Origin of the sequence: Nocardia sp. NPDC004860, from assembly GCF_040609015.1 — a bacterium.
Lineage (GTDB): Bacteria > Actinomycetota > Actinomycetes > Mycobacteriales > Mycobacteriaceae > Nocardia.
Genome location: NZ_JBEXJI010000027.1, coordinates 82582 through 108881, shown reverse-complemented (window position 1 = coordinate 108881; position 26300 = coordinate 82582). Strand labels below are relative to the sequence as shown.

Here is a 26300-nt window from a genome sequence, read left to right as displayed (position 1 = left end):
GCGCCGGCCGCACCGCGGGTCGTCATATCGAAACGAGGGGAGAATTTCGTGTCAATCACCATCGATGAAGGGGGCGCCCGCCCCTCGGCGGCGGCGACCCGGCTCGTGGGGGGCGAGCCCGGCTCGGCCTTCCTACACCGGGAAGGCTTCGCACCCGCATCGCTGCCGCCGACCCCGCCGACCACCGTCGGCGTCATCGAATCCATCGCGACCGGTTCGCCGAACCAGATCTTCTCGCAGGCCGACGCCGCCGCCCAGGTGGCCGGACTGTTCAGCGATCCGGCGCAGCAGGCCCGGATTCCGCGGATCTATCAGAAGACCCGCATCACCACCCGCCACCTCGCGGTCGACCCGATCGACCCCGAATTCCTGTCCTACAGCAAGGAAGTCGGCACTATCCGGGACCGCATGAACACCTTCTACGAGCACGCGGTGCCGCTGGCCGTGGATGTGGCCGGACGCGCCACCGCGCACCTGGAGGACCGGGCGTCGGAGATCGGCATGCTGGTCTTCGCGACCAGCACCGGCTTCATCGCACCCGGCGTGGACGTGGCCGTGGTCAAGCAGCTGGGCCTGTCCCCCGCCGTCAACCGCGTCATCGTGAACTTCATGGGCTGCGCCGCGGCCATGAACTCGGTGCGCGCCGCGGTGGACTACGTCCGGGCGCACCCGGACAAGAAGGCGCTGGTCATCTGCATCGAACTGAGCTCGGTGAACGCCGTGTTCGACGACAATATCAACGATGTCATCATCCACAGCCTCTTCGGAGACGGCTGCGGCGCGGTGGTCATCGGGGCCAGCCAGCCGCACCAGCCGCTGCCGGCCGGCGCGGTGGTCATCCGCGACAGCTTCAGCTACCTGTTCGACGACGCGGAGGACGGAATCGTCCTGGGCGTCAACGACAATGGCATCACCTGCGAGCTGTCGGAGAACCTGCCGCAGTACATTCTGCGCGGCGTGGACCCGGTGGTGACCGGCGTGCTGGCACGCAATGGCATGACCAAGTCCGACATCGACCTGTGGGCGATCCACCCGGGTGGCCCGAAGATCATCGAGGAGTCCGTGCGCTCGCTCGGCCTCGGCTCCGAGCAGGCGGCGACCAGCTGGGACGTGCTCGCCGAGTACGGCAACATGCTCAGCGTCTCGCTGATCTTCGTGCTCGAGCAGATGATCGCACAGCAGGCCACGCAGCCCATCTCGACCGGGGTGGCGTTCTCGTTCGCGCCCGGCGTCACCCTCGAGGGTGTCGTCTTCGACATCATCCGCCCCTGATCCGGGCATAGTTTCCGTCCAGAGAGCCCAGCAGCCATGCAACTCATCAGATTCCTCATCTCCATCTCGTGGATGCGGATCGCCGGCGTCATCGCCTCCGGTCTGGTCTGCGGTGCGGCCAATACCTACCTGGTGACATTGATTCGGGGAGTGGTGTCACCGGAACCGCATCCGGGCGTCACGGTCCAGGCGTTCGTCGCGACCGCGCTGATCATCCTGATCAGCGGCGTGATCTCGCAGGTGCTGCTGATCCGGCTCGCGCAGGAGGCCATCTACCGCCTGCGCGCGGACCTGAGCGCCCGCATCGTGTCCGCGCCGCTCGAACACCTCGAGCGGCTCGGGCAGCACCGCCTCATCGCGACCCTGACCGAGGATGTGCGGTCACTGTCGCAGGCGGTCACGGCCATTCCGAGCATCTGCATCGACCTGGCGACCATCATCGGCTGCTTCGTGTTCCTCGCGATCGTGTCCGGCCCGATCTTCGCCACCACCGTCGCGGGTACCCTGCTCGGAATCGCCTGTGTCGAAACGGTTCTCAAGAAGGTGCGGCACCTGTACCAGGCCGCCCGCGAGAACGAGGACGGCCTGCTGCGGTCCTTCCAGGAGGTGTCGCTGGGCATCAAGGAGCTCAAGCTGCACCGCGGGCGGCGGCGCGACTTCATGGATCGGCAACTGCTCGGCTCCGCCGAGAAGCTGCGGGTGCAGAACGTCGACGCCGGCTCGAAGTTCACCTTCGCCCAGGGTTTCGGCCAGCTGCTGCAGCTGGGCACCATGGCCCTGATCCTGTTCGGCCTGGCGCGGGCCCTGGACCTGCCGCAGAACGTCATGGTCGGCTACGTCCTGGTCACCACGTTCCTCTCGATGCCCATGCAGAACTTCATGCACCGCATTCCCGACCTGCTGCGCGGTGACGTGGCACTGGCCAAGATTCGCTCGCTGAACCTGTCCATCCAGACCGCGCACGACGAATCCACGCTGCCCTACACCGAGCGTCCCGCCGCCACGGCAGCGCGGCTGGAACTCAACGACGTCAGCTACAACTACCTGAGCGAGGCGCCGCCGGCCTTCCCGCCCGTGCCGGGTGGTCCGCCGCCCGGCACCGGAGCCCACCCGGGTGGCGGTGCGCGGCCGCACCCGGGCGGCGGTGGGCGGCCGGGCGCACCCGGTGCGCCCGTGGGCGGACGCCCCGGCCCGCATCCGGGTGGGCGGCCCGGCGGCCCGCCGCCCGGCCACGGCCCGCGCGGCACCGACCGGCCGGATGTCAACGGCCACCGGTTCGTCGACCACGGCGGCCACCCCGTCCCGATGGGCGCGCCCATGGCGCCGCCGCAGGCCGACGGGTCCGGCTTCCACCTCGGACCGCTGGACCTGACCTTCTCACCCGGTCAGATCAGCTTCATCGTGGGCGGCAACGGCAGCGGCAAATCGACACTGGCCAAACTGATCACGGGCCTGTACGTCCCGCAGCACGGCCACCTGTCGCTCAATGGCGAGGCGATCGACCACGAGAACATCGAGTGGTTCCGGCAGAACTCGTCGGCGGTCTTCACCGACTTCCACCTGTTCGAGGACTATCTGGGCTTCGACGAAGGCGTCGACGACGAGGTCCGCAAGTACCTGAAGGAACTCCAGATCGACCACAAGGTCACCGTGGAGAACGGCCGGCTGTCGACGATCGCGCTGTCCCAGGGGCAGCGAAAGCGCCTGGCGCTCTTGACCGCTCTGCTCGAGGATCGCCCGATCTACATGTTCGACGAGTGGGCCGCGGACCAGGAGCCGAAATTCCGCGACGTCTTCTACCGGGAAATCCTGGTGAAGCTCAAGGAACGCGGCAAGACCGTCATCGTGATCACCCACGACGACCGCTACTTCGACTGCGCCGACCAGATCGTGAAACTCGACTTCGGCCGCATCGCCGAGGTCAAGGAACTCACCCCGCCCCTGGCGGCCGCCGAGTAGGCACGAAATACGAAGGCCCCGCACCGATTCCGGTGCGGGGCCTTTTCGTCTACGGTCAGCCGTCTATCTCCACTTCGGCCGCGACGGTGACGCGATAGCCGCGGGGCAGAGTGGTCATCCCGGCGACCGTGCCGCCGTCTGTCGGCATCATCGGAGGGCGGCAGCCTTGCGGCGGGCGGCGGCTGCCTTCTTGGCGGCGGTGGCCTGGGCATCCGTCTTGGGGGCCGCCTTCTTGGCCGGAGCCTTCTTCGCTGCCTTCTTTGCCGGCGTGGTTTCGACCAGGGAGGCGGGCTGGGCGGCGAGGACGTGCTTCAGGAACTGGCCGGTGTAGCTTTCCGGGACTTCGGAAATGTCCTCCGGGGTGCCCTGGGCGATGACCAAGCCGCCGCCGGAGCCACCCTCGGGGCCCATGTCGAGGACCCAGTCGGAGGTCTTGATGACGTCGAGGTTGTGCTCGATGACGATGACCGTATTGCCCTTGTCGACCAGGCCGTTGATGACCGCCAGGAGCTTGCGGATGTCCTCGAAGTGCAGGCCGGTGGTGGGCTCGTCGAGGATGTAGATGGTGCGGCCCGTGGAACGCTTCTGGAGTTCGGCGGCCAGCTTCACGCGCTGCGCCTCACCGCCGGAGAGCGTGGGGGCGGACTGGCCGAGGCGGACGTAGCCGAGGCCGACGTCCACCAGGGTCTTCAGGTAGCGGTGGATGGAGGTCACCGGCTCGAAGAACTCCGCCGCCTCCTCGATCGGCATATCGAGGACCTCGGCGATGGTCTTGCCCTTGTAGTGCACCTCGAGGGTCTCGCGGTTGTAGCGCGCACCGTGGCAGACCTCGCAGGGGACGTAAACGTCCGGGAGGAAGTTCATTTCGATCTTCAAGGTGCCGTCACCCGAACATGCCTCGCAGCGGCCGCCCTTCACATTGAAGGAGAACCGGCCCGGCTGGTAGCCACGCACCTTGGCCTCGGTGGTGGCCGCGAACAGGGTACGGATCTTGTCGAAAACGCCCGTGTAGGTAGCCGGATTCGAGCGCGGCGTACGGCCGATCGGCGACTGGTCGACCTGCACCAGCTTGTCCAGGTGATCCAGGCCGTTGACCCGGGTGTGGCGACCCGGAACCTGGCGCGCGCCGTTCAGCTTGTTCTGGAGCACGGTCGCCAGAATGTCGTTGACCAGCGTCGACTTACCCGAACCCGACACGCCGGTGATCGACGTCAGCACGCCCAGCGGGAAATTCACGTCGATGTTCTGCAGGTTGTGCTCGACCGCGCCGACCACCGTGAGCTGCTTGCGCTTGTCGACGGGCCGCCGCACCAGCGGCACCTCGATCTGCTCGCGGCCGGAAAGGTAAGCGCCCGTGAGCGATCCCTTGTCCTTCAGCAGCCCCTCGTACGGGCCCGAGTACACCACCTGACCGCCGTGCTCACCGGCCATCGGGCCGATGTCGACCACCCAGTCCGAGGCGTGAATGGTGTCCTCGTCGTGCTCGACCACGATGAGCGTATTGCCGAGATTCTTCAGTCGCGTGAGGGTTTCGATGAGCCGGCGATTGTCGCGCTGGTGCAGGCCGATGGACGGTTCGTCCAGCACATAGAGCACACCCACCAGCCCGGACCCGATCTGGGTGGCCAGGCGAATGCGCTGCGCCTCACCGCCTGACAGCGTGGCGGCGGCGCGCGAGAGCGTCAGGTATTGCAGGCCGACATCCAGCAGGAAGCCCAGGCGCGCCTGGATCTCCTTGATCACCTGCGCCGCGATCGCCGCCTGGCGATCATCGAGGGTCAAGGTGTTCAGGAACTTCGCGGCATCACCGATGGACAGATCCGACAGGTCCGCAATGGATTTGCGCTCCAGGCCCGCCGACAGCGTGACCGCCAGAATCTCGGGCCGCAGTCGCGCGCCATTGCAGACGGGGCACGGGATGTCCCGCATGTACCCGTCGTAGTGCTCCTTCATCGCCTCCGATTCGGTGGCGTCCATGCGCCGCTGCAGGAACGGCATCACGCCCTCGAAATCGGCGTAGTACGAACGCTTGCGACCGTAGCGGTTGGTGTAGGAGACGTGCACCTGCTCGGAGCTGCCCTCCAGCACCGCCTTGCGGGCCTTGAGCGGCAACTGATTCCACGGCGTGTCCATGGAGAAGCCGATCGCCTCGGCCAGGCCCGACAGCAGTCGGGTGAAGTATTCGGCGGTCTGCCCGCGCGACCAGGGCGCGATCGCGCCGTCATTGAGGCTCAGATCCGGGTCCGGCACAACCAGATCCGGATCGACTTCCTTGCGGATACCCAGGCCCGTGCAATCCGGGCAGGCGCCGTAGGGCGAGTTGAAGGAGAACGACCGCGGTTCCAGATCCTCGATATCGAGCGGGTGCCCGTTCGGGCAGGCCAGCCGTTCGGAGAAGCGCCGCTCCCGATCGTGGGCGTGCTCGTCGCGATCGACGAAGTCCAGCACCACGATGCCGTCGGCCAGCCGCAGCGCGGTCTCGATCGAATCGGTCAGGCGCTGTTTGGAACTCGGCTTCACGGCGAGGCGGTCCACGACCACCTCGACATCGTGCTTCTCCTGCTTCTTCAGCTTCGGCGGATCGGTCAGCGGATGCACCACGCCGTCGACCCGGACCCGCGAGTAGCCCTGCGAGTTCAGCGACTCGAACAGGTCCACGAATTCGCCCTTGCGGGTGCGCACCACGGGCGCGAGCACCTGGAACTTGGTGCCCTCCTCCATGGCCAGCACCTGATCCACGATCTGCTGCGGGGTCTGCTTGGCGATCAGATGACCACAGACCGGGCAGTGCGGGGTGCCCGCGCGCGCGAACAGCAGACGCAGATAGTCGTAGACCTCGGTGATGGTGCCGACCGTGGACCGCGGATTGCGGTTGGTCGACTTCTGGTCGATGGACACCGCCGGGGACAGGCCCTCGATGAAATCGACATCCGGCTTGTCCATCTGGCCGAGGAACTGCCGGGCATACGCCGACAGTGATTCCACGTACCGCCGCTGGCCCTCGGCGAAAATCGTGTCGAAGGCGAGCGAGGACTTTCCGGACCCGGACAGACCAGTGAAAACGATGAGACTGTCGCGAGGTAGGTCGAGGTCGACCCCTTTGAGGTTGTGCTCCCGCGCTCCGCGCACCGTCAGGCGATCCGCCACTGGCCATCCTTCCAACGTTTCAGCATCCAGACATACCCCCGACGCCATGCTAGGGGCACCCACCGACAAGTTTGGCTACGCGTGCTGAAACGCTGGTCACAGTGTGTTTATTGCGAGATGTGACTAGACCCGCCGATCGGCCCGCACGGCCGTGACGCCCGCCACACCGGGCAGCGCCCGGCGGACACAGCCCGTGATGGCCCGCGGCTGCAGGACCCGATCCCGGTCCCGATCGCGCGAGCGGTCCTCGGCGCCGACCTCGGTGACCAGCGCGAGATCGCCGTCGAAGCGCCGATACAGCAGCCGGCCACGGCGCGTATCGGCATCGGTGAAGAACAAATAGGGCAGCCCGCCCAGGCACAGCCGGGCCACCGCGTCGTCTTCGAGCAGGACCGGCACGCCGTCGCGCATCCGGCCCAGGGTCCGCACCCCGAGCGGACCGGTCCAGCAGACCACCGCCTCGGATCCGGTCTCGGCATCGATGAACAGGTGCGCGTCGTAATCCATGGCATCGAGCACCCGCGCCGCCGCCGCGGGTGTGGCCACCTGCAGCCGACAATCCTTGCGCCGCACGATCGGTCGTGGCTCGGTCACCGCGGACAGCGACGGCCGCGCGGGATCCGGCCAGGGCCTGGACAATTCGTCCGGCGGGCAGCCCAGCCGCAGATCCAGCCGCTCCAGCGCGAAGGTGGACGCGAACCGGCCCGGCCCGGCGACCTGCACCCGGAATGCCTTCCCCTGCGTCCGGACACCCGCCTGCACCAGCGTCGCCTGGTCCTCGGCGGCAGGCCAGCGCAGACGTGCCCGCACCGGCCCTGCGACCCCGTGCCGGCGCAGGATCCTGCCCAATCCGCGCACCACCCGGGTCACCTCCCCCGCCGGGACGGGCCCGTGCGTCGTCACTACGAAATCCGGATCGATTCCATTCGACCACACATCGAATGCGCCCATCGCCGACCCCGCTCTCCCTGTTCCGACCCGGCAACCCGTCTCCATGGCAACACACCCAAGTCACCCTCGACAGTGCCGAAAGTCCCGAACCAGACCACTTTCGGGGAAAATTCTCCGACAAAAATAACCGGACAAATTTCCGGACGGTTCGGGCACCGGAAATTAGGGACCTTCGGCGGTATCCGGGCATCTTCCCGCGAGATACGTTTGCCACTACCGTTTCGCGCGCCCGCGACCCGAGCTTGGAGGCCGTCGTGATCAAAGTCTTCCTGGTCGACGATCACGAGATCGTCCGCCGCGGTCTGACCGACCTGCTGGAGGAGGATCCCGAACTGACCGTCGTCGGCGAGGCGGGTGACGTCGCCCAGGCGCTGGCCCGGATCCCGGCGCTGCGCCCCGACGTGGCGGTGCTGGACGTCCGCCTGCCCGACGGCAACGGCATCGAACTGTGCCGCGACCTGCTCGCCGACATCGACGACCTGCGCTGCCTGATCCTCACCTCCTACACCGACGAACAGGCCATGATGGACGCCATCCTGGCCGGCGCCAGCGGCTACGTGGTCAAGGACATCAAGGGCATGGAGCTGGCCAAGGCCATCAAGGAGGTGGGCGCGGGCCGTTCGCTGCTGGACAATCGCGCGGCCGCGGCGCTCATGGCACGGCTGCGGCGCAGCACCGAATTCGACGGCCCGCTGGCCGGTTTGACCGATCAGGAGCGCAAGCTGCTGGATCTGCTCGGCGACGGCCTCACCAACCGGCAGATCGCGGAACGGATGTTCCTGGCGGAGAAGACCGTCAAGAACTACGTGTCCCGGCTGCTGGCCAAACTCGGTATGGAACGCCGCACCCAGGCCGCCGTGCTGGCCTCGAAATTGCGTACGGGACAGTCACGTTCGGCATGACAACCTCTCGGCAACCTCGGCACGCATAGAATTCCGCTTGCCGTGTCGTATCCGCCGGACCGCAGGACAACCATGCACGACACACCCCGCACCGGTCCCTACTCGGTGCGTGAAACGCTGTCGCAGCTGCGATTACGCGAATTGCTCACCGAGGTCAAGGACCGGGTCGAACAGATCATCGACGCCCGGGACCGCATCGACGGGCTGGTCGAGGCCATGCTCGCGGTCACCTCCGGCCTCGATCTGGACCAGACCCTGAGCACGATCGTGCGCGCCGCCACCATTCTGGTCGACGCCCGCTTCGGGGCGCTGGCGGCGCGCGGGCACGAACAACAGCTCAGCCAGTTCATCTTCCACGGCATCGACGAGCAGACCCGGGTGTGCATCGGCGCGCTGCCCGAGGGCCACGGCGTGCTCGGCCTCATGCTCGACAAGCCCGAACCGCTGCGCCTGGACGATCTCGCGCATCATCCCGCCGCGACCGGATTCCCCGAGCACCATCCGGTCATGCGCACCTTCCTCGGCATGCCGGTGCGGATCCGCGGCGAGATCTTCGGAAACCTGTACCTCACCGAGAAATCCGGCGGGCACCCCTTCACCGAGGACGACGAGGTGCTGCTGCAGGCGCTGGCCGCCGCGGCCGGTATCGCCGTCGACAATGCCCGCCTCTACGAGCAGGCCCGCACCCGGCAGGCCTGGATCGAGGCCACCCGCGATATCGCCACCGAATTCCTGGCCGACACCGAACCCAGCAAGGTGCTGGCCCACGTGGTCGAGCACGCCCGCGAGCTGACCGGCTCCCAGCAGGCGCTGCTGGCCGTGGTCGCCGATCCCGACGACGCGCCCGAGGATGTCGCCGAACTCGTTGTGGCGCAATGGTCCGGCCCCGGCGAGCCGCCGCACGGACACGCGGTGCGCGCGGTGGCCACCGCCGTCGGGCAGGCCCTCACCACTCGCACCCCACTGCGCTTCGACGACGCCCGCCACATCGACCTGGGCACGCCCGTCGCCGATATCGGCCCGGCCCTGGTGCTGCCGCTGCACACCCCCGACTCCACCCTGGGCGTGCTGATCACGCTGCGCGCCGCCGAATCTGCGCCCTACACCGACGAATTGGTGGAGCTGATCGCCGCCTTCACCGATCAGGCCGCGCTGGCCATGCAACTGGCGGTGGCGCAGCGCCGGATGCGCGAGCTCGACATCCTCACCGATCGCGACCGGATCGCCCGCGACCTGCACGACCACGTCATCCAGCGACTGTTCGCCATTGGGCTCTACCTGCAGGGCACCGTGCCGCGCGCCCGGGTGCCCGAGGTGCAGAAACGGCTGGCCGACGCCATCAACGATCTGCAGGAGGTGGTGGAGGAGATCCGCACCTCCATCTTCGATCTGCACGGCGGCGACGGGCACAGCACCCGGCTGCGCCAGCGCATCGAACGCGCGGTCAAACAGCAGACCACCGCCACCGACATCCGGCCGCTCATGCACATCACCGGACCCCTGTCGGTGGTCGAGCCGGCGCTCGCCGATCACGCGGAAGCCGTGGTGCGCGAGGCGGTTTCGAACGCGGTCCGGCATTCCGGGGCCGACACCATCACCATCGACATCGGCGTGGCCGACGATCTCACCATCGTGGTCTCCGACAACGGCCGCGGCATTCCGGACGACATCACCCCCAGCGGCCTGACCAACCTGGCCCGGCGCGCCGAACAGTCCGGCGGCAGCCTGGCGGTGTATCCGCAGCGCGATCCCAGCGGTGACGGCACCGGCACGAAACTGCACTGGTCGGTGCCACTGCACTGACTCGCTGAGAGCTCGGCCGGCGTCAGCCGACCGGGCCGAGCACCACCGCGGAGTTGTTGCCGCCCATGCCCAGCGAGGTCTTCACCGTGATGCCGTCGACGCCGCGCCGGACGCCGTCGACCAGACGGGGATGCGCGGGCGCCACGATCGGGGCGGACACCAGCAGCCCGCGCTCGTAGCCCAGTGCCGCGACGGCCACTTCGACCCCGGCCGAGGCGGCCTGGCAGTGCCCGGCCAGCGGCTTGAGCGCCACCACCGCGGGGCGATCGTCGAAAAGCTCCGCCAGCAGCGCGGTTTCGGCGGCGTCGCACTGGGCGGTGCCGGAACCGTGCGAATTGAGGTACGCGACCTCGCCGGGATGGACGTCGGCGCTGACCAGGGCGCGGCGCACGCACTCGAAGATCTGGGCGTAGGACGGCTCGACGGAGATCACGTGGTGACCGTCGTTGGACATGGCCCCGCCGAGCATCACCGCATAGGGCCGCTCGGCGTCACGTGTCGCCAGGAACGCGACCGAGGCCTCGCCGAAACCGAAGCCGCGACTGCCCCGCTGGAAGGGACGGCAGGCGTCGAGGGGGTCGGTGTCGTCCACCGCCGCGCCCAGTACCACGAACGGCTGCACCATCTCCGGAATCCCGGACAGGTCGGTGGCGACCACCAGCACGTCGTCGGCGATGCCCTGGGCCAGCCACAGCTGCGCGGTGACCAGGGCCACGTTCGCCGAGGAGCAGGCGGCGGTCACATTCATGGCCGGGCCGTGAAACCCGAACTCGCTCATCAGCATCGATACCGGGGTCGAGGGAAGTAATCGCAGATAGTCGCGCGAACGCCGCTGGCCGCCGTCGACGGTGTAGAAGTCCCGCCACTCGTAGGCGTCTCCGAGCACGATGGCGTGCAGCAGGCCGACCGTCCGGCCGGGCCGCCAGCCGCGTTCGCGCGCATCGGCCACCGCCTCGCGCGCCGAGCCGATGACCGCGCGTAGGTAGCGGCTGGGCGGTAGCTCCGGATCGCCGCCGTCCGGCACGCGGGCGATCCACCCCTGCCGATCGCGTTCGGGCCCGTACCCTGGAAAGAGCCGGGCTGCGGGTTTGCCGGTCAGCAAACCTTTCCAGAGGGTTTCGCGGCCCCAGCCGTACCCGGTGACAGCGCCGATGCCGGCCAGGGTCATATGATCTTGATGCCGACCTGCGGTCATCGGGACGGGGATGATGCCTGGCATTTGCATCGCTCCTCTCGGGCCGTTGCCCGTAATGGTCACCACTGGCGGGCCGATGCTGTGCGGAACTGCAACTCATTCAATACGGTCGGCAAGGGGCACCAGCAAATTTATAGATAACAGAATGGTGCCGTGCTCCAGTGACGTGTCGGAACGACGATCAGGGGGTGCATGACGTGATGGGTAACGATCGGGCAAATGACTCGGCCGATGCCGAACAGCTGGCCCAGCGATACCGGTCCCTGGTGGATTACAGCCCCGACGGGGTCGTGGTCCACGAGCGTGGCACCGTCGTCTACGCCAACCCGGCAATGCTGCGGCTGCTGGCGGCCGCAGATCCTGACGACGTGATCGGGCAACCGGTCACCAATTTCGTCGAACGAAGTTCCGTCCCTCCCATGCTCGACCGCATCCGCCGCCTCACCATCGCGGGCACCGCGTCCGACCCCGCCGAGATGACGCTGATGCGATGCGACGGCGGCAGCGTCGACGTGGAGACCGTGTCGGTGCTCACCGCCTGGCACGAACATCTCGCCTACCAGGTGGTGGTGCACGATCTCACCGCGCAGCGCCGCGCCGAGGCCGCCCAGCAGCGCGCCGAACAGTTCTTCACCACGGTGGTGTCGCAACTGGAGGAGGGGGTGGTGGTGATCGACCGGCACGGGCGCATCGAATCCGCCAATCCGGCCGCACGACGCATCTTCGGCTACGACTCCGACGATCTCGTCGGCACTCACATCTACGACATCCCGCTGTCCCTGCTGGACGCCAATGCCCAGCCCATGCCCACGTCCTGGTATCCGGTGATCCGCACGCTCGCCACCGGGGAGACGGTGACCCGCTTCGTGTTCGGGCTCGACCGGCCCGACGGGCAGCGGCGCTGGCTCTCGGCCAACAGCCGGCTGCTCGATCCCAGCGATCCGGAGTCGGCGGCGGTGTCGTCGTTCAACGACATCACCGAATTCCGCGCCAGCCGAAGGCAATTGGAGTACCAGGCCACCCACGACCCGCTCACCGGGCTGGCCAATCGGGCGCTGGTGCTGTCGCGGCTGGCGGCGGCGCTGGGCACCTCCGAGAGCCTGCCGGTGTCCAGCGTGCTGTTCATCGACCTGGACGGGTTCAAGGCCATCAACGACACCCTCGGGCACGCCATCGGCGATACCGTGCTGCAGATCGTGGCGCAGCGACTGCAGCGCGGGCTGCGCTCCGAGGACATCGTGGGCCGGATCGGCGGTGACGAGTTCCTCGTGCTGCTGTCCGGCCGCACGCTGGGCGACGATATCGACACGCTCATCGCGCGGCTGCGCCAGACGATGGCCGAGCCGATCATCGCCCGCGGGCACCGCATCCAGGTCGACGCCTCGATCGGGGTGACGGACCTGTGCGCGGGCGACAATCGCACCCCGGAGGCCGTCCTCCACGATGCCGACGTGGCCATGTACCGGGCCAAGCCGCCCAACCATCAGAACGGAACCCTCGGACGCCGCAGCGACAGCACCCACGCCTCCTGAACCCGGCAGTTTCGGGGCTTGTTACCTGGCGGTACGGCGCGCGAGGGAATCGCGAACTAGACTCGACAACTCTGTTCTCGATGCTTCGCGCCCCGTACCCAACACGGCGGACGTGGTGAACAAGGAGTTCCGTTTTGCCCGACCTCACCGAGGAGCGTTCCGTGTCCGATTCCGCTAACGCGGCTTCCCCGGACCTGGAGCGCGAGCAGCAGTACCTCACGAAGCTCTACGAACAGCTCGACGGCATGCGCGCCTACGCCCAGCGGCGGCTGCGCACCGTGCTGCTGGAGACCGGCGGCACGCCGCAGGCCCGGAGTGAGCGCGAGTCGTTCACCCAGCTCTACTCCGAGGACCTGGCCAAGTACGACGCCGCCGAACACGGCCTGTGCTTCGGCCGCATCGACATCGCCGAGAACGGTGACAGTGAGCACCGCTACATCGGGCGCATCGGCATCCTCGACGAGAGCGCCGACTACGAAACGCTGCTGCTGGATTGGCGCGCCCCCATGGCCCGGCCCTTCTACCTCGCCACCACGGCCGCGCCCGACGGTGTGACCCGGCGGCGGCACATCCGCTCGCGCAACCGCACGGTCACCGGGGTCAATGACGAGTACCTGGACCTGGATGCCGCGCAGCGCGCCGGGGTGGTCGGCGGCGACGGCGGCGTGGGCAGCGAGAGCGCGCTGCTGACCGCGCTCAATGCCGCCCGCACCGGGCACATGAACGACATCGTCGAGACCATTCAGAGCGAGCAGGACGCCATCATCCGCTCCGAGCACAAGAGCGTGCTGGTGGTGCAGGGCGGGCCCGGCACCGGCAAGACCGCGGTGGCACTGCACCGCGCGGCCTACCTGCTGTACACCTACCGGCAGCAGCTGGACAAGGCCGGCGTGCTCATCATCGGCCCGAACTCCACGTTCCTGGATTACATCGGCCAGGTGCTGCCCTCGCTGGGTGAGACCGGCGTGCTGCTGTCCACCGTCGGCAACCTGTACCCGGGAGTGCAAGCGACACTGGAGGATTCGCTGCGCGCCGGGGAGCTCAAGGGCTCGCTCGACATGCTCGAGGTGCTCAAGAAGGGGGTGCGGGACTGGCAGGAGGTGCCGCGGGAGCCGATCCAGCTCTACTTCGACGGCCACCAGCTGGAGCTGGACCGCAAGATCGCCACCAAGGCCCGCGGCCGCGCCCGCTCCTCGCGCCGCCCGCACAACCTGGCCCGGCCCGTCTTCGCCGCCGCGGTCGTCGACGCGCTCACCGATCAGCTGGCCGCCGCCATCGGCTCGAACCCGCTGGGCGGGCGAAACCTGTTGAGCCAGACCGATCTCACCGAGATCCGCGACGAGATGCGGGCCGATCCCGAGATCCAGCGCGCCATCGCCGGACTGTGGCCCATCCTCACCCCGCAGGAGGTGCTGGGCGGGCTGTGGGCCGACCCCAGGCGCCTGGCCGATGCCGCCGGACAGCTGAGCCACGCCGACCGGGCCGAGCTGTACCGGTCCGACAGCGGCGAGTTCAGCGACGCGGACGCGCCCCTGCTGGACGAGCTGGCCGAACTGCTCGGCATCGACGACAGCGAGGAGCGCGAGCGCTCCCGCCGCCGCTGGCGCGCCCAATTGGCCGAGGCCCAGGACGCGCTCGACATCCTCACCGGTTCCGCGCCCCAGGATCTCGAGGACGACCTGGATCCCGAGCTGCTCATGGCCTACGACCTCATCGACGCCTCCCAGCTGGCCGAACGCCAGCAGGTGCGCACCCGGCAGACCACCGCCGAACGCGCCGCCGGCGACCGCACCTGGACCTACGGCCACGTCATCGTGGATGAGGCGCAGGAGCTTTCGGCCATGGCGTGGCGAATGGTCATGCGCCGCATCCCGAATCGCTGGATCACCGCCGTCGGCGACGTGGCCCAGACCGGCGACCCGGCGGGCGCCTCGTCGTGGCAGCAGGTGCTGGAACCCTATGTGGCCAAACGCTGGAAGCTCACCGAGCTGACGGTCAACTACCGCACCCCGTCGGAGATCATGGCGGTGGCGGCGGACGTGCTGACCGCCATCGACCCGGCCGCGCCCGCGCCGCGCTCGGTCCGCGACTCCGGCTTCGAGCCCACCGCGACCCGGGTGGCGGCCCCCGAGCTGGCCGACGAGATCAAGCGGCTCGTCGCCGCGGAGGCCGAGCATCCCGGCACCACCGTGGTCATCGTGCCGCACGACCTGGCCCCGGAACTCGCTCACCTGACCGATGATTCGGTGCGCGTGCTCACCGTCCACGACGTGAAGGGCCTGGAGTTCGACGCGGTCATCCTGGCCGAACCGCACCGGATCCTGGACGAATCGCCGCGTGGCCTCAACGACCTGTACGTGGCGCTCACCCGCGCCACCCAGCGTCTGGCGGTCGTGCATTCCGCGGACCTGCCGGAGGTCCTGCGCCGGTTGCGCTGACAGGACCCGAACAGCGAAGCGGCCGAGCCCACATGAGGCTCGGCCGCTTCGCTGGAACCAGGGTTCGCTCAGCGCACGGTGTGCACGATCAGCACATCGCAGCGGGACTTGCGGGCCACGTCCGACGGCACCGAGCCGAGCAAGCGGCCGGCCAGGGTGTTGAGGCCGCGGTTACCGACGACGAGCAGGTCGGCCTCCACCTCCTTCACCAGGTCCAGCAGCGACTCGACGGGCTCGCCGACGACGGCCTTCTCCACCACGTTCACCGCACCGACGGCGACGGCCTTGTCCCGCGCGACCCGCAGGATCTCGCTGGTCGGCGCGGAGCCGCGCACCTGGTAGGCCTCGTCCTTCAGCACGTCCGCGGCCGCGGCCACATCGCGGTCGTCGGTCGGGAAATACGCACAGGCGATGTACAGCGTGGCGCCCTCGTCGCCGGCCAGAGCCGCGGCCCGCTCGACGGCGACGTACGACGAGTCCGAGCCATCGGTACCGACGACGATCGTCCGGTAGGCGGTCATTTCTCCTCCAAGTACAAGGGTCGGGGCCGCGGAATCCTCGACAGTGGGGTTTTCACCGCGGCAACTTCGCCTGACAATAGCGGCATAACCGGCGGAAATATTCGATATCGCAACACATCACACTTCCGTGGCGTGATCGGGCCCGGACACATTCCGGTTCCCGCCGCGAAGACAGCCTGGGCTACCAGCGAATTTCCCAAGCGCCGCGACGTGGCCCACAAAATGCCAACAGTGTTGCCTCCCTGGGAGATTCGTCACAAACCTGATATCCCCCGGACCAGCCGCGGGCCGTTCGTTGTGACATCGCACAACGAACGGCCCGCGAAACAGTGACTTGGCCTTGCCTCACAGCTCACGATATTCGGCCCACAACCAGCCGAGAATCGCGCTGAGGATGGACATGCGATCCTCTTCCCTCCGGCCGATCAATGACGCGCAATACTAACGCGCCCGATCCGATCAGAGGCTGAAAAGCGGTCCGGTGAGCGTCAATCCGAGATCCCCGCCGGTGTGGGCGAAGAAGGCGAACAGCATCAGCGCCGCGCCCGCGAGGGCGATGTCCTTGTTGAAGTGCACCATCTCGGTCTGCTTGGCCTCCGCGTCGGTCTCCTTCCAGAAGGGGTGCATGAGGAGGGCGGTCGGCACCAGGAAGACCAGCAGCAGCAGCGTGCCCAGGTCGGCCCAGACGCCCAGCAGCACGCTCAGTCCGCCGGCCAGCAGCAGGACACCCGATGCGGGCACCGCCAACTCGGCCATGGGCACCCCCTTGAACTGCGCGTACTGCACCATCGTCTTCCGCTGCGCGACATGCCCGAAGCCCGAGCCGAGGAACAGCAGTGCGAACAGGATCCGTCCGATCAATACCAGCACGTCCATGGCCCGCTCCTTCGATGATCGATATGCCATTGGGTGACACGGCAACCAACTTCTGGGGTACTGACATTATTCCCGGACCAGCAGTTGTCAGGATGGTAGCGAGATGCGGGCGTATTCGAGCGGAGGCAGTCCGATCTCCTTGGCGAACTCGTTGGAGAAGTGCGCCTGATCGAAGTAGCCGAGCTCGACGGCCAGCGCGGCCAGGTCCGAGGTGCGGCCCTCGGCCAGCAGATGTGCGCCGTCCTGGAGGCGATAGCGGCGCAGCACCCATTTCGGGCCCGCACCGACATAGCGGCGGAACAGCCGCTGCAGGGTGCGGACGGGAATGCCGAAACGCTCGGTGACCTGGTCGACCCGGGTCAGATCGCGATCATGCTCCATGGCCTCGATGATCGCCAGCACCTGGCGGTAAGCGGTGTCGTCGCCCCCACCGGCCTCCTCGCGCCGGACTCCGACCAGGAAATCCTCGATCAGGTCCCGGCGGCGTTCGGCATCGGCGGCCGCGAGCACGGCCTCGGAGAGGGCGTCGGCCGCCGGGAAGATATCGGTTGCCGGGACCGAGGTATCACTGAGTGCCCCGACGTCCAGGCCCGTGAACGCGCCGAAGCCGCCGGCCCGGAACTTGACGCCGAAAGTCTCTCCCTCCTCAGCCAATTCACGCACGTACTTGGTGGTCCACACGCCGGTGACGAAGGCGCCGGTGCGCTCGTGGGTGCACTCGAAGGTGAGGTTCACGCAGGGGTACGACAACACCTCGGCCTGGAAGGGCGGCTGTCCCCGGCGATCCCAGCGCACCGCCCAGTACCACTCGATATAGCGGGACACCCGCGGGCTCGCGGGCAGCCGGGAGTGATTGTTGGCCTGGTTCTGCTGGCGGGGCCGCAGAATGCCCTTGGCGGTCTCCGGCGGCGGCACCGGCTGCGGCGAGAACCGGCCTCCGGCAGTGCTTCCACCGACTCCTTCGGCAGTGTTTCCACTGTTCATCGCGCCTGTCGCTTTCTTACAAGACCATCGCCGCCGCGGCGGCGAGAGTAGTGCGCATGAGCAACGCAGTGAATCCGATCCCCGAGGGCTACCACTCCATCACCTGCTTCCTGGCCGTCCCGGACGCCAATGCGGCCATCGAGTTCTACTCCGCCGTCTTCGGCGCGAAGGTGCTGAGCCGCAACGATCTTCCCGACGGCCAGGCCGCGCACGCCGAACTCCTCATCGGCGACTCCACCATCCAGGTCGGCATGCCCATTCCCGACGAGGGCCTGCGCGCCCCCGCCGACGAGTGGGTCCACACCAGCGTCGTCCACTACTGCCCCGACGTGGACGCCGTCTCGAAGCTGGCCGCCGAGAACGGCGCCCGCTTCGTCGCCGAACCCGCCACCTTCGTCACCGGCGACCGCTTCGGCCGGGTCATGGATCCGTTCGGCCACCGCTGGATCGTGATGACGCGAGTTGAAGACGTCTCCCGAGAAGAGGCCGAACGCCGCGTAAACGAGTGGATGGCCCAGCAGGCCTGACAACGCGACTCCCCCGCCCGGCAGACCATCTGCCGGGCGCGGAGCCTCGTCCGTCATCCGCGCGTGCGTTCGGCTGGAATCCAACCGATTTGCCGTGAATCCCGGCCGAGAGCATGTGGTCATGACAAGGGGCACTGCCGTCTGTCGCGCGGTCGGCCCGCCACCTGCCGGCCGAAGGTCCTTGCGCCGCAGGCTTTCTCTCACGAGAGGCCAGCGGCATCCATGCCGCGTAGTTCCTTCTTCAGATCGGCGATCTCGTCGCGGAGGCGGCCGGCCAGCTCGAACTGCAGCTCACGGGCCGCGTTCATCATCTGCGCGGTCATGTCCTTGATGAGATCGGCCAGTTCGGCGCGCGGCATGTTCTTCACGTCGCGGCCCTCGTAGACACCGGCACTCACCGCCCGGCCGGGCTCGCCCTGGGCGCGGCGGCCGCGGCTGACATTGCGGCCCGAGCCGCCCACCTCGACCTCGGTCTCGTCGGCCTCGCGATACACCTGGTCGAGAATGTCGGCGATCTTCTTGCGCAACGGTTTCGGATCGATGCCGCGCTCTTCGTTGTAGGCGATCTGCTTGGCCCGGCGGCGTTCGGTCTCGTCGATGGCGTGGCGCATGGAGTCGGTGATCTTGTCCGCGTACATGTGGACCTCGCCCGAGACATTGCGCGCCGCACGGCCGATGGTCTGGATGAGGCTGGTGCCCGAACGCAGGAAGCCTTCCTTGTCAGCATCGAGAATCGCCACCAGCGAGACCTCGGGCAGGTCCAGACCCTCCCGCAGCAGGTTGATGCCGACCAGTACGTCGTATTCACCCAGCCGCAGTTGCCGCAGCAATTCGACGCGGCGCAGGGTGTCGATCTCCGAGTGCAGATAGCGCACGCGCACACCGAGTCCCAGCAGATAGTCCGTGAGATCCTCGGCCATCTTCTTGGTTAGCGTGGTGACCAGCACGCGCTCGTCACGCTCGGTGCGCAGCCGGATCTCGTGCACCAGATCGTCGATCTGCCCCTTGGTCGGCTTGACCACCACCTGCGGATCCACCAGGCCGGTGGGCCGAATGACCTGTTCGACGAATTCGCCGCCGGTCTGGCCCAATTCGTATGGGCCGGGCGTGGCCGACAGGTACACCGCCTGCCCGATCCGATCGGCGAACTCCTCCCAGGTGAGCGGCCGGTTGTCCACCGCCGACGGCAGCCGGAAGCCGTACTCCACCAGGTTCCGCTTGCGTGACATATCGCCCTCGTACATGCCGCCGATCTGCGGCACGGTCACATGCGATTCGTCGATGACGAGCAGGAAATCCTCGGGGAAGTAATCCAGCAGCGTGGCCGGCGCGGTTCCGGCGGCACGGCCGTCGATATGCCGCGAATAATTCTCGATGCCGGAGCAGAAACCGACCTGCTTGATCATCTCCAGGTCGTACTGGGTGCGCATCCGAAGTCGTTGCGCCTCCAGCAATTTGCCCTGCTTCTCCAAATCCGCGAGCCGCTCGTCGAGCTCCGCTTCGATATCCCGCACGGCCCGCTCCATGCGTTCCGGACCCGCCACATAGTGGGTGGCCGGGAAAATCCGGACCATATCCACCTGACGCACCACATCACCGGTGAGCGGATGCAGATAATAGAGCGCCTCGATCTCGTCCCCGAAGAATTCGATGCGCACCGCCAATTCCTCGTAGGAGGGAATGATTTCGACGGTGTCGCCGCGCACCCGGAAACTGCCGCGGGTGAACGACATGTCATTGCGGGTGTATTGCACATCCACCAGCAGGCGCAGCAGCCGATCGCGATCGATCTCGGTGCCGACCTCCAGCTGCACCGACCGATCCAGATACGACTGCGGTGTGCCGAGGCCGTAGATGCACGACACCGACGCCACCACCACCACATCCCGTCGCGAGAGCAGGCTCGACGTGGCCGAGTGCCGCAGCCGCTCGACATCGTCGTTGATCGAGCTGTCCTTCTCGATATAGGTGTCGGTCTGCGCGATGTAGGCCTCGGGCTGGTAGTAGTCGTAGTACGAGACGAAGTACTCGACCGCGTTGTTCGGCAGCATCTCGCGCAGCTCGTTGGCCAGCTGCGCGGCCAGGGTCTTGTTCGGCGCCATGACCAGCGTGGGCCGCTGCAACCGCTCGATCAGCCAGGCCGTGGTGGCGGACTTACCGGTACCGGTGGCGCCCAGCAGCACCACATCCTTCTCGCCGCCCCGGATGCGCCGCTCGAGCTCCTCGATGGCGGCGGGCTGGTCGCCGGCCGGCCGATGCTCGCTGACGACCTGGAACTGCCCGTCGACGCGCTCGACGTCGCTGATGGGCCGGTGCTCGGAATGAGCCAGCGGCAGGTCGTCCGGGATCTCGGTTGCAAACGCCATGACCCCAGCCTAGGACCCCCCACCGACAGTTCCGCCTCGCAATTCCGCCTCCCCGGGTCTTCAGCGGACGGCTGAGAGCCGTTGACAGTGGCAAACCCGTGCCGGCGGTTGGGTGCCGAACCGGTTCTGGTCGTCCCCGGCGAGTTACCCTCGCCTCACGAAATCAGTCGTCGCTTCGGGCACGGTTGCCGGGGTCCAGCTCCGTGTCGGCAAAGTCGTCGCTGTCGGTTCCCATGGCACGCACACGGTTTCGTAAACCATCGGTAAATGTCCGAATTGACCGTTACCCCAAGGGTTTTCGTGCCGTCGATGTCGCGTAGATCTCAGTCGGTTCGCTACGGTTTGAATCGCGGTTCCCGGGTGTACTCTGAGCTCGCTGGTCGCACGATTCGAGAAGAGGCAGGGCGATGACCGGTCTGCATACGCCACAGCGGAATTCCACCAATGGCGCACACCCCTACGACGCGATCGGCAACACTCCTCCGGTGTCTCCGCATCGCCCAAGACTCGAATACTTCAATCTCGCGGATCTGTCGTGGACCGATTATCGCGGGTTTCTCCACCCCGTGGAGCGGTTACATGCAGAACCGTTCGGTCTGTATATCGAACGGACAGTGGACAATCCACGTTTCCACTACATCGAGTCCTGGCTGCTGCCCGAACTCACGCTGCGCGCCACGGTCTACCACCTGCGGCCCGGCCACGATCGCAGCCAGACCTACTACCTCGACATCGGCGAGTACGGCCCGTGCGAGGCCAAGAAGTGGCGGGCCGAGAGTCACTACCTGCACGTGGTGGCGCGCCGGGGCCAGGCGCCCGAGCTGGTCGGCATCGACCAGCTGCTGAGCGCCCATGCCGCAGGGCATTTCGACACCGCGCGCACCCATCTCGCCATCGAGCGGGCCACCGCCGTGGTGGACGGCATCGCCGGCTGCGGTCACGATGTCGACCGCTGGCTGGCCGGCCAGGGCATCACGCTCAGCTGGCTGTAGAGACGAACCCGCCCGGTCCGTGCGGCACGGACCGGGCGGGTTCGAACGGGTCTGTCCGTCCTCCGACTAGCCGGACAGGCTCGGCAGCAGTCCGTTGAGGCCGCAGCCGAAGCTACCGAAGCTGCTGGCCGGATCCACCTGCACGGTGATCGACTTCGAGATGAGGGTCTGAGTGGCCTTCAGCTCGTGCGAACCGGCGGTGCTCGGGGTCCAGTTGATGGTGACCTTGTTGCTCAGCAACGAGGGCGACACCGGGCTGCCCGTCAGCTCGACGCCATTGTCGGTGAACGACACCGAAGTCAGGCGGTCGACCTCGACGCTCGCGGTGAGCGTGTAGGAGCAGCCGACATTGTGGGTGGAGCCCGAGACCTCCAGATTCGACGGCCAGGCACCGGCCTGCGGAGCGACCAGGACGACGGTCCCGGCCACCGCGCCGAAGGTCGTCAATCCCATGCCGACCCGGCGAGCACGGGTTGTGTGTGCGTTCATGCAGTACTTCCCTTGGGTTGAGGCACCCGCCCAGGCGCGGCGAGTGTCGTGCGCGACGAAACGGCGCAGCCGCACATTAGCGAAACACAACCGCTTCAGATCGTGTTTTCGGAAAATTCGCCCCGGTCGGCGCCGGATTCCAGCAATCTGCCGGCGACGCGGCATCCGCTCCCCTGGACGACCGCCGCCCGACACGCGATGCTGAATGGCATGACTCGGGCACCCGCGGTAGATCTGCACCGACCCAAGGTGGAGTACTTCAATATCGACGAGCTCACCAATATCGATCCCAAGGGTTTCGTGCGGCAGGTGGAGCGGTACCAGGTCGAGCCATGGGGGATGTACATGGCCCGCACCTCCGACCATCCCGAGTTCCACTACATCGAATCCTGGCTGCTGCCAACGGTGTCCATCCGCGCCACCGTGTTCCACTTCACCCCCGCGCACCGGCGCGACCAGGACTACTACATCGACATCGGCGAGTTCGCGCAGGTCGGCCCGAAGCAGTGGAAGTCCGTCGACCACTACCTGGATCTGGTGGTCCGCCAGGGCCGCGAGGTCGAGCTGCTCGACGTGGACGAGCTGCTCGCCGCGCACGCCGCCGGCTATGTCACCCTGTCCGAGGCTCAGCAGGCCATCGAGTCGGCCACCTCGACCATCGACGGAATCGCCGCGCACGGCCACAGTTTCGAGGCCTGGCTGGCGTCCAAGGGCATCACGCTGACCTGGATGTAGACCCGAGACAGAGGGGCCGTCCACACCGAGGGGTGCAGACGGCCCCTCAACCGTCGAGGCGGCTCCGCCGGACGGGTCAGACGCCGAGGATCAGATTGACCGGGCGGCCCGGGTCGGCGTTCGCGTGCAGCCGTTCGCCCGCCGCAAGATCCACACCCGACGCGGCGAGCAGCGCGTCCCCCGCGGCGACCGGCGGGAAACCGATGTCCGTCAGGCGATCCCGCAGGCCGTCCACGGCGGCGCCATCGGCGACCGTGATCCGGATGTCGAGGACATCGGCGGCCGGTTTGCCCGCCACCGAGGTCGGCCCGACGTGTTCGATGCTTCGCGCGTCCGCGCCGCACGCCACGGCGAGCCGCGCGATCACCCGCCGGGCCTGCGCGGGCCACTCCGGATTCGCCTCCGCCACGGGCAGTTCCGGCCGGGCCGCCGGCGTGCGGGTGCGCAGGTTGCGTTCGAAGGGAACCAGGCGCTCGTCCCACAGCCGGTGCACCTCGGCATCGATGACGCCGGTCGCGCCATTGTTGTCGAGCAGCACGTCGGCTACGGCCCGGCGCTGGGCGTCGGTGGCCTGAGCCGCGATGCGGGCGCGGGCATCGGCCTCGTCGATGCCGCGGAACTCCACCAGCCGGCGCAGCCGGGTCTCCTCGGCGGCGTCCACGATGACCACCAGGTTCATGAAGGGCGCGAGGCCGTTCTCGACCAGCAGCGGAATGTCCTGCACCACAATGCCGTCCGCGGGGGCGGCGGCGATGAGCGCGGCGGTGCGCTTGCCGACCAGTGGGTGGGTGATGCCGTTGAGGGTGGCGCGGGCCTCGTCCGAAGCGAAGGCCTTGGCGGCCAGGGCCGGTCGGTCGAGGCTGCCGTCGGCGGCGAGGATGTCCGCGCCGAAGGCCTCGACCAGCGCGGCCAGCCCCTCGGTGCCGGGCGCGACCACTTCGCGGGCGATGACGTCACTGTCCACCAGCACGGCTCCGCGCTCGGTGAGAATGCGGGCCACGGTGGATTTGCCCGCGCCCATGCCTCCGGTGAGACCGATTCGCAACATTCGTTCAGTCTCGCATCAGCGCCGGTCATCGCGCCCATCAGGGTTACCCCCTCCGGTCTGCGGTTTCACCTGCAAGTGCAGTACTTGGCCATTCCGTGACACCCATGAGACCGTTTCGCAACTTTTTCGGAGAATACGGACCGTTTGTCGGCAAGATTCCGACACGCCGGGGCGAATGTCGCGCAATATTCGGTGACGCACACTTTTGTTCGGCTATGGTTCGCCGCAGGCGATCTTAGGCCGGTAACACGCAAGAGAAGGAACATCAGTGGGCACCAAAAAACTCCGGACGGGTCGCCACCGTCTGGGCCTGGCGGGCACCGTGCATTGCATCGAGATCCCCGCCATCGCAGCCGCTCTCGTCGAGCACCGTCGCTCCTGGCTGAGCACACTGCTCAGCCCGGCCCGGCACAGCGTCGCGGCCCAGCGAAAACGGTCGCCCGAGACTCGCGTCGTGCGGCGCTGGGTACCCGCCACCGCCGGCTGATCCGGCGCGGCCGGCCGATCCGCCGCCCGAGTTGATCCGCTCCCCCGAAACACACAGTGGCCCGGTCCGATTCGGACCGAGCCACTCTTTTGCGTGCGTGTCGCACGGTGCCGTTGTGCGCGGGCCACACGGTGCCGAGGGACCGCTCACCCGGCGGCACCGGAACTCTTACACGATTCCGCTGGGCCGACGCCGTGTGCCGGGGTCCTGCTTGGGCATGGAGTTCGGCGGCACCGGATAGGGCGTGCCGACGGTCGCGGTGCCCAGGGCGATGTTCGGCCCGCACTGCGCCACGGCGGCGTCGACCTTCCGATTCGCCGGAGCGAACGCGGGTTTCGTGGCGTCCGGGGCCGAGGCGAAGTCGAAGGCCGAGGTCATATCGCCGGTCACGCTCCGCCGCCACGCGGTCAGGTTGGGCACGTCGACCCCGAAGCGGCGCTCGATCAAGCGCAGCTGCGAGGTGTGATCGAAGGTCTCCGAGGCCACCAGGCCGCCGCGGCTGTAGGGCGAGATCACAAAGCACGGCACGCGGTAGCCGAGACCGATCGGACCGGTGATGCCCTCGAACTTCTTGTCCGTCGGCACCGTGACGAACTCACCCGGCGTGCCGGCGGGCGCGGTCGGCGGGGTGACGTGGTCGAAGAAGCCGCCGTTCTCGTCGTAGGACACGATGAGCGCGGTCTTCTCCCACACCGCCGGGTTGGAGGTCAGGATGTCGAGCACCTGCATGATCCCGACCGCACCGAAAGCCGGTGGCAGCGCAGGGTGTTCGCAGTTCAGCAGCGGCGGGATCACCCAGGAGACCGAGGGGAGGGTACCGGCGGCCACATCGGCGGCGAAGTCCTTCGGGTACTCCGGGGCCTTACCGCGCCGCGCCAGTTCGGAATTCGGGTCGGCGGCCTGCTTGAAGCAGCCCATCATGCCGTCCAGCAGCACCGAGGACAGCGGGCCGATGTCGCGGTTGTTGTAGATCTTCCAGCTGACGCCCGCCTCGGAGAGGTTCTCCGGCATGGTGCGCCAGCTGTAGGCGTTCTGCGGAATCAGCGCCGGGGTCTCGAGCAGCGGTCCGCCATTGAGGCCGTCCGGATCGATGGTCGCCGAGACCCAGTACAGGCGGTTGGGGTCGGTCGGTCCGAGCACCGAGCAGTGGTAGTTGTCGCACAGGGTGAAGGCATTGGCCAGGTCCCAGTGCACCGGGATGTCGTCCTGGGTGTAGTAACCCATTGCGGCAGGGCCGTTTCCGGCGCCGACGGAGGCGATGGACATGGGCATCCAGCCGTCGTTGCGGCCGTTGTTCCACGCCTTGTGCATGGCCGGCCAGCTGTGGTCCGGGTCGTTGATGCACTCACCGTCGAGGGTCGCGCCGCGGGTGGTGTCGAGGCGGAAGGGGTTGAGGAAGCCGTCCGGGGTCGGGCCGACGCCGGGCGCGTACCCGTACTGGTTCCAGGCCGGGGACGGGTCGTCGAAGCCGCGCACGCCGGACATGGCGCCGAAGTAGTGGTCGAAGGACCGGTTCTCCTGCATGAGCAGCACGATGTGCTCGATGTCGCCGAGCCCGCCCATGCCGGCCGGATCCGCGGCGTAGGCCCGCTCGATAATCGGTCCGGCCAGTGCGGCGAGCGAGGCCGCACCGCCCGTGGCCATGGCTTTCGCCAGAAAGTCGCGCCTGTTGATTCCGGCGAACACGCCCATACTCCGGTAGTGCCTTCCCGCTAGGAGTGAAAGGAATTGAACGCGGCGAACCTACCCGGTCGGCCGTCCAGTTCGCATTCAACCTTCGAATAGTGACGGCTCAGCGAACCATTCGTAACCGTAGTGGGTCCAGTCGTGGATTTCTGACAGTGACTTGCACCTCAATGCCGGGCCGGCCTGAGCTATCGGCCATACCTGAGAGTGACTTTCAGGTATCGACCGTGGGAGCCTCCATGACCCGTCCGGCGCTCGCCGATCCGCCCCGCTTCCCGGACTCCGCACCGCGATTCGGCGTCGTCGGGCGCTGGGGCGAATTCATGGCCCGGCATCCCCGAATCGTGATCGGCGTGTGGCTGGTGCTTATCGTGGCGTGTGGCGCGGCGT

At 67.6% G+C, this 26300-nt stretch carries 19 protein-coding genes and 1 pseudogene; 10 read left to right on the top strand and 10 right to left on the bottom strand.

The window, feature by feature from the left end; all coding sequences use genetic code 11:
• Positions 1–105: 105 nt before the first annotated feature.
• Together ABZV44_RS35255 and ABZV44_RS35250 are read left to right on the top strand one after the other, a co-directional pair.
• The gene (locus tag ABZV44_RS35255; protein ID WP_354846234.1) at positions 106–1272 is read left to right on the top strand and encodes a 3-oxoacyl-[acyl-carrier-protein] synthase III C-terminal domain-containing protein; all 1167 of its coding nucleotides are present in this window, start codon (positions 106–108) and stop codon (positions 1270–1272) included.
• 36 nt (positions 1273–1308) lie between these two features.
• Positions 1309–3231: an ATP-binding cassette domain-containing protein gene (locus tag ABZV44_RS35250; protein WP_354846182.1), complete on the top strand. Its 1923-nt coding sequence runs from the start codon at positions 1309–1311 to the stop codon at positions 3229–3231.
• Positions 3232–3378: 147 nt separating this feature from the next.
• On the opposite strand, the gene uvrA is transcribed toward ABZV44_RS35250, so the two are convergent.
• Both uvrA and ABZV44_RS35240 read right to left on the bottom strand, forming a co-directional pair.
• Positions 3379–6378, bottom strand: coding sequence for an excinuclease ABC subunit UvrA (gene uvrA / locus ABZV44_RS35245; protein WP_354846179.1), 3000 nt, complete (start codon positions 6376–6378; stop codon positions 3379–3381).
• Between the two features lie 123 nt (positions 6379–6501).
• Positions 6502–7329, bottom strand: coding sequence for a sigma 54 modulation/S30EA ribosomal C-terminal domain-containing protein (locus ABZV44_RS35240; RefSeq protein WP_354846176.1), 828 nt, complete (start codon positions 7327–7329; stop codon positions 6502–6504).
• A 254-nt stretch (positions 7330–7583) separates the two neighbouring features.
• On the opposite strand from ABZV44_RS35240, the gene ABZV44_RS35235 reads away from it, so the two are divergent.
• On the top strand, positions 7584–8231 hold the full coding sequence (locus ABZV44_RS35235) for a response regulator transcription factor (protein WP_354846173.1): 648 nt from the start codon (positions 7584–7586) through the stop codon (positions 8229–8231).
• Positions 8232–8303: 72 nt separating this feature from the next.
• Entirely contained in the window at positions 8304–10034 is a 1731-nt protein-coding gene (locus ABZV44_RS35230; RefSeq protein ID WP_354846171.1) for a GAF domain-containing sensor histidine kinase, read from the top strand.
• A gap of 22 nt (positions 10035–10056) precedes the next feature.
• Here ABZV44_RS35230 and ABZV44_RS35225 read toward each other — a convergent pair whose 3' ends face one another.
• Entirely contained in the window at positions 10057–11253 is a 1197-nt protein-coding gene (locus ABZV44_RS35225; RefSeq protein ID WP_354846169.1) for a beta-ketoacyl synthase N-terminal-like domain-containing protein, read from the bottom strand.
• Positions 11254–11429: 176 nt separating this feature from the next.
• Here ABZV44_RS35225 and ABZV44_RS35220 point away from each other — a divergent pair, with 176 nt between their 5' ends.
• A complete protein-coding gene (locus tag ABZV44_RS35220) occupies positions 11430–12761 on the top strand; it encodes a diguanylate cyclase (RefSeq protein ID WP_354846166.1) in 1332 nt (443 codons plus the stop codon).
• Between the two features lie 161 nt (positions 12762–12922).
• Positions 12923–15199: an ATP-binding domain-containing protein gene (locus ABZV44_RS35215; protein ID WP_354846163.1), complete on the top strand. Its 2277-nt coding sequence runs from the start codon at positions 12923–12925 to the stop codon at positions 15197–15199.
• A gap of 68 nt (positions 15200–15267) precedes the next feature.
• Here the strand turns inward: ABZV44_RS35215 and ABZV44_RS35210 are convergent, their stop codons facing one another.
• The 3 genes from ABZV44_RS35210 to ABZV44_RS35200 all read right to left on the bottom strand — a co-directional run bounded on the left by ABZV44_RS35210 (position 15268) and on the right by ABZV44_RS35200 (position 17580).
• Positions 15268–15720 (bottom strand): universal stress protein, encoded by a 453-nt coding sequence (locus tag ABZV44_RS35210; RefSeq protein ID WP_354846161.1) that lies wholly within the window; start codon positions 15718–15720, stop codon positions 15268–15270.
• A gap of 459 nt (positions 15721–16179) precedes the next feature.
• Positions 16180–16596, bottom strand: a complete 417-nt coding sequence (locus ABZV44_RS35205) for a DoxX family protein (RefSeq protein ID WP_354846158.1) — start codon at positions 16594–16596, stop codon at positions 16180–16182.
• A gap of 87 nt (positions 16597–16683) precedes the next feature.
• Positions 16684–17580 carry a helix-turn-helix domain-containing protein gene (locus ABZV44_RS35200; RefSeq protein WP_354846156.1) on the bottom strand — a complete coding sequence of 299 codons (897 nt, stop codon included), beginning with the start codon at positions 17578–17580 and terminating at the stop codon, positions 16684–16686.
• A 56-nt stretch (positions 17581–17636) separates the two neighbouring features.
• Between ABZV44_RS35200 and ABZV44_RS35195 the strand changes: the two genes are divergently transcribed.
• Positions 17637–18107, top strand: a complete 471-nt coding sequence (locus ABZV44_RS35195) for a VOC family protein (protein ID WP_354846154.1) — start codon at positions 17637–17639, stop codon at positions 18105–18107.
• Between the two features lie 200 nt (positions 18108–18307).
• On the opposite strand, the gene uvrB is transcribed toward ABZV44_RS35195, so the two are convergent.
• Entirely contained in the window at positions 18308–20473 is a 2166-nt protein-coding gene (gene uvrB, locus ABZV44_RS35190) for an excinuclease ABC subunit UvrB (protein WP_354846151.1), read from the bottom strand.
• Between the two features lie 614 nt (positions 20474–21087).
• On the opposite strand from uvrB, the gene ABZV44_RS35185 reads away from it, so the two are divergent.
• The gene (locus ABZV44_RS35185) at positions 21088–21465 is read left to right on the top strand and encodes a DUF402 domain-containing protein (RefSeq protein WP_354846149.1); all 378 of its coding nucleotides are present in this window, start codon (positions 21088–21090) and stop codon (positions 21463–21465) included.
• A gap of 66 nt (positions 21466–21531) precedes the next feature.
• On the opposite strand, the gene ABZV44_RS35180 is transcribed toward ABZV44_RS35185, so the two are convergent.
• Complete coding sequence (locus ABZV44_RS35180; RefSeq protein ID WP_354846146.1) at positions 21532–21954, bottom strand: hypothetical protein; 423 nt, start codon at positions 21952–21954, stop codon at positions 21532–21534.
• 210 nt (positions 21955–22164) lie between these two features.
• Between ABZV44_RS35180 and ABZV44_RS35175 the strand changes: the two genes are divergently transcribed.
• Positions 22165–22689, top strand: a complete 525-nt coding sequence (locus tag ABZV44_RS35175; protein ID WP_354846143.1) for a DUF402 domain-containing protein — start codon at positions 22165–22167, stop codon at positions 22687–22689.
• A 97-nt stretch (positions 22690–22786) separates the two neighbouring features.
• Here ABZV44_RS35175 and coaE read toward each other — a convergent pair.
• Positions 22787–23737, bottom strand: a pseudogene (gene coaE, locus ABZV44_RS35170) (dephospho-CoA kinase); the annotation flags it as partial.
• A gap of 268 nt (positions 23738–24005) precedes the next feature.
• Between coaE and ABZV44_RS35165 the strand changes: the two are divergent.
• Complete coding sequence (locus tag ABZV44_RS35165) at positions 24006–24224, top strand: hypothetical protein (protein ID WP_354846140.1); 219 nt, start codon at positions 24006–24008, stop codon at positions 24222–24224.
• A gap of 168 nt (positions 24225–24392) precedes the next feature.
• Here ABZV44_RS35165 and ABZV44_RS35160 read toward each other — a convergent pair whose 3' ends face one another.
• Positions 24393–25916, bottom strand: coding sequence for a phospholipase C (locus tag ABZV44_RS35160; RefSeq protein WP_354846137.1), 1524 nt, complete (start codon positions 25914–25916; stop codon positions 24393–24395).
• Positions 25917–26300: the final 384 nt, after the last annotated feature.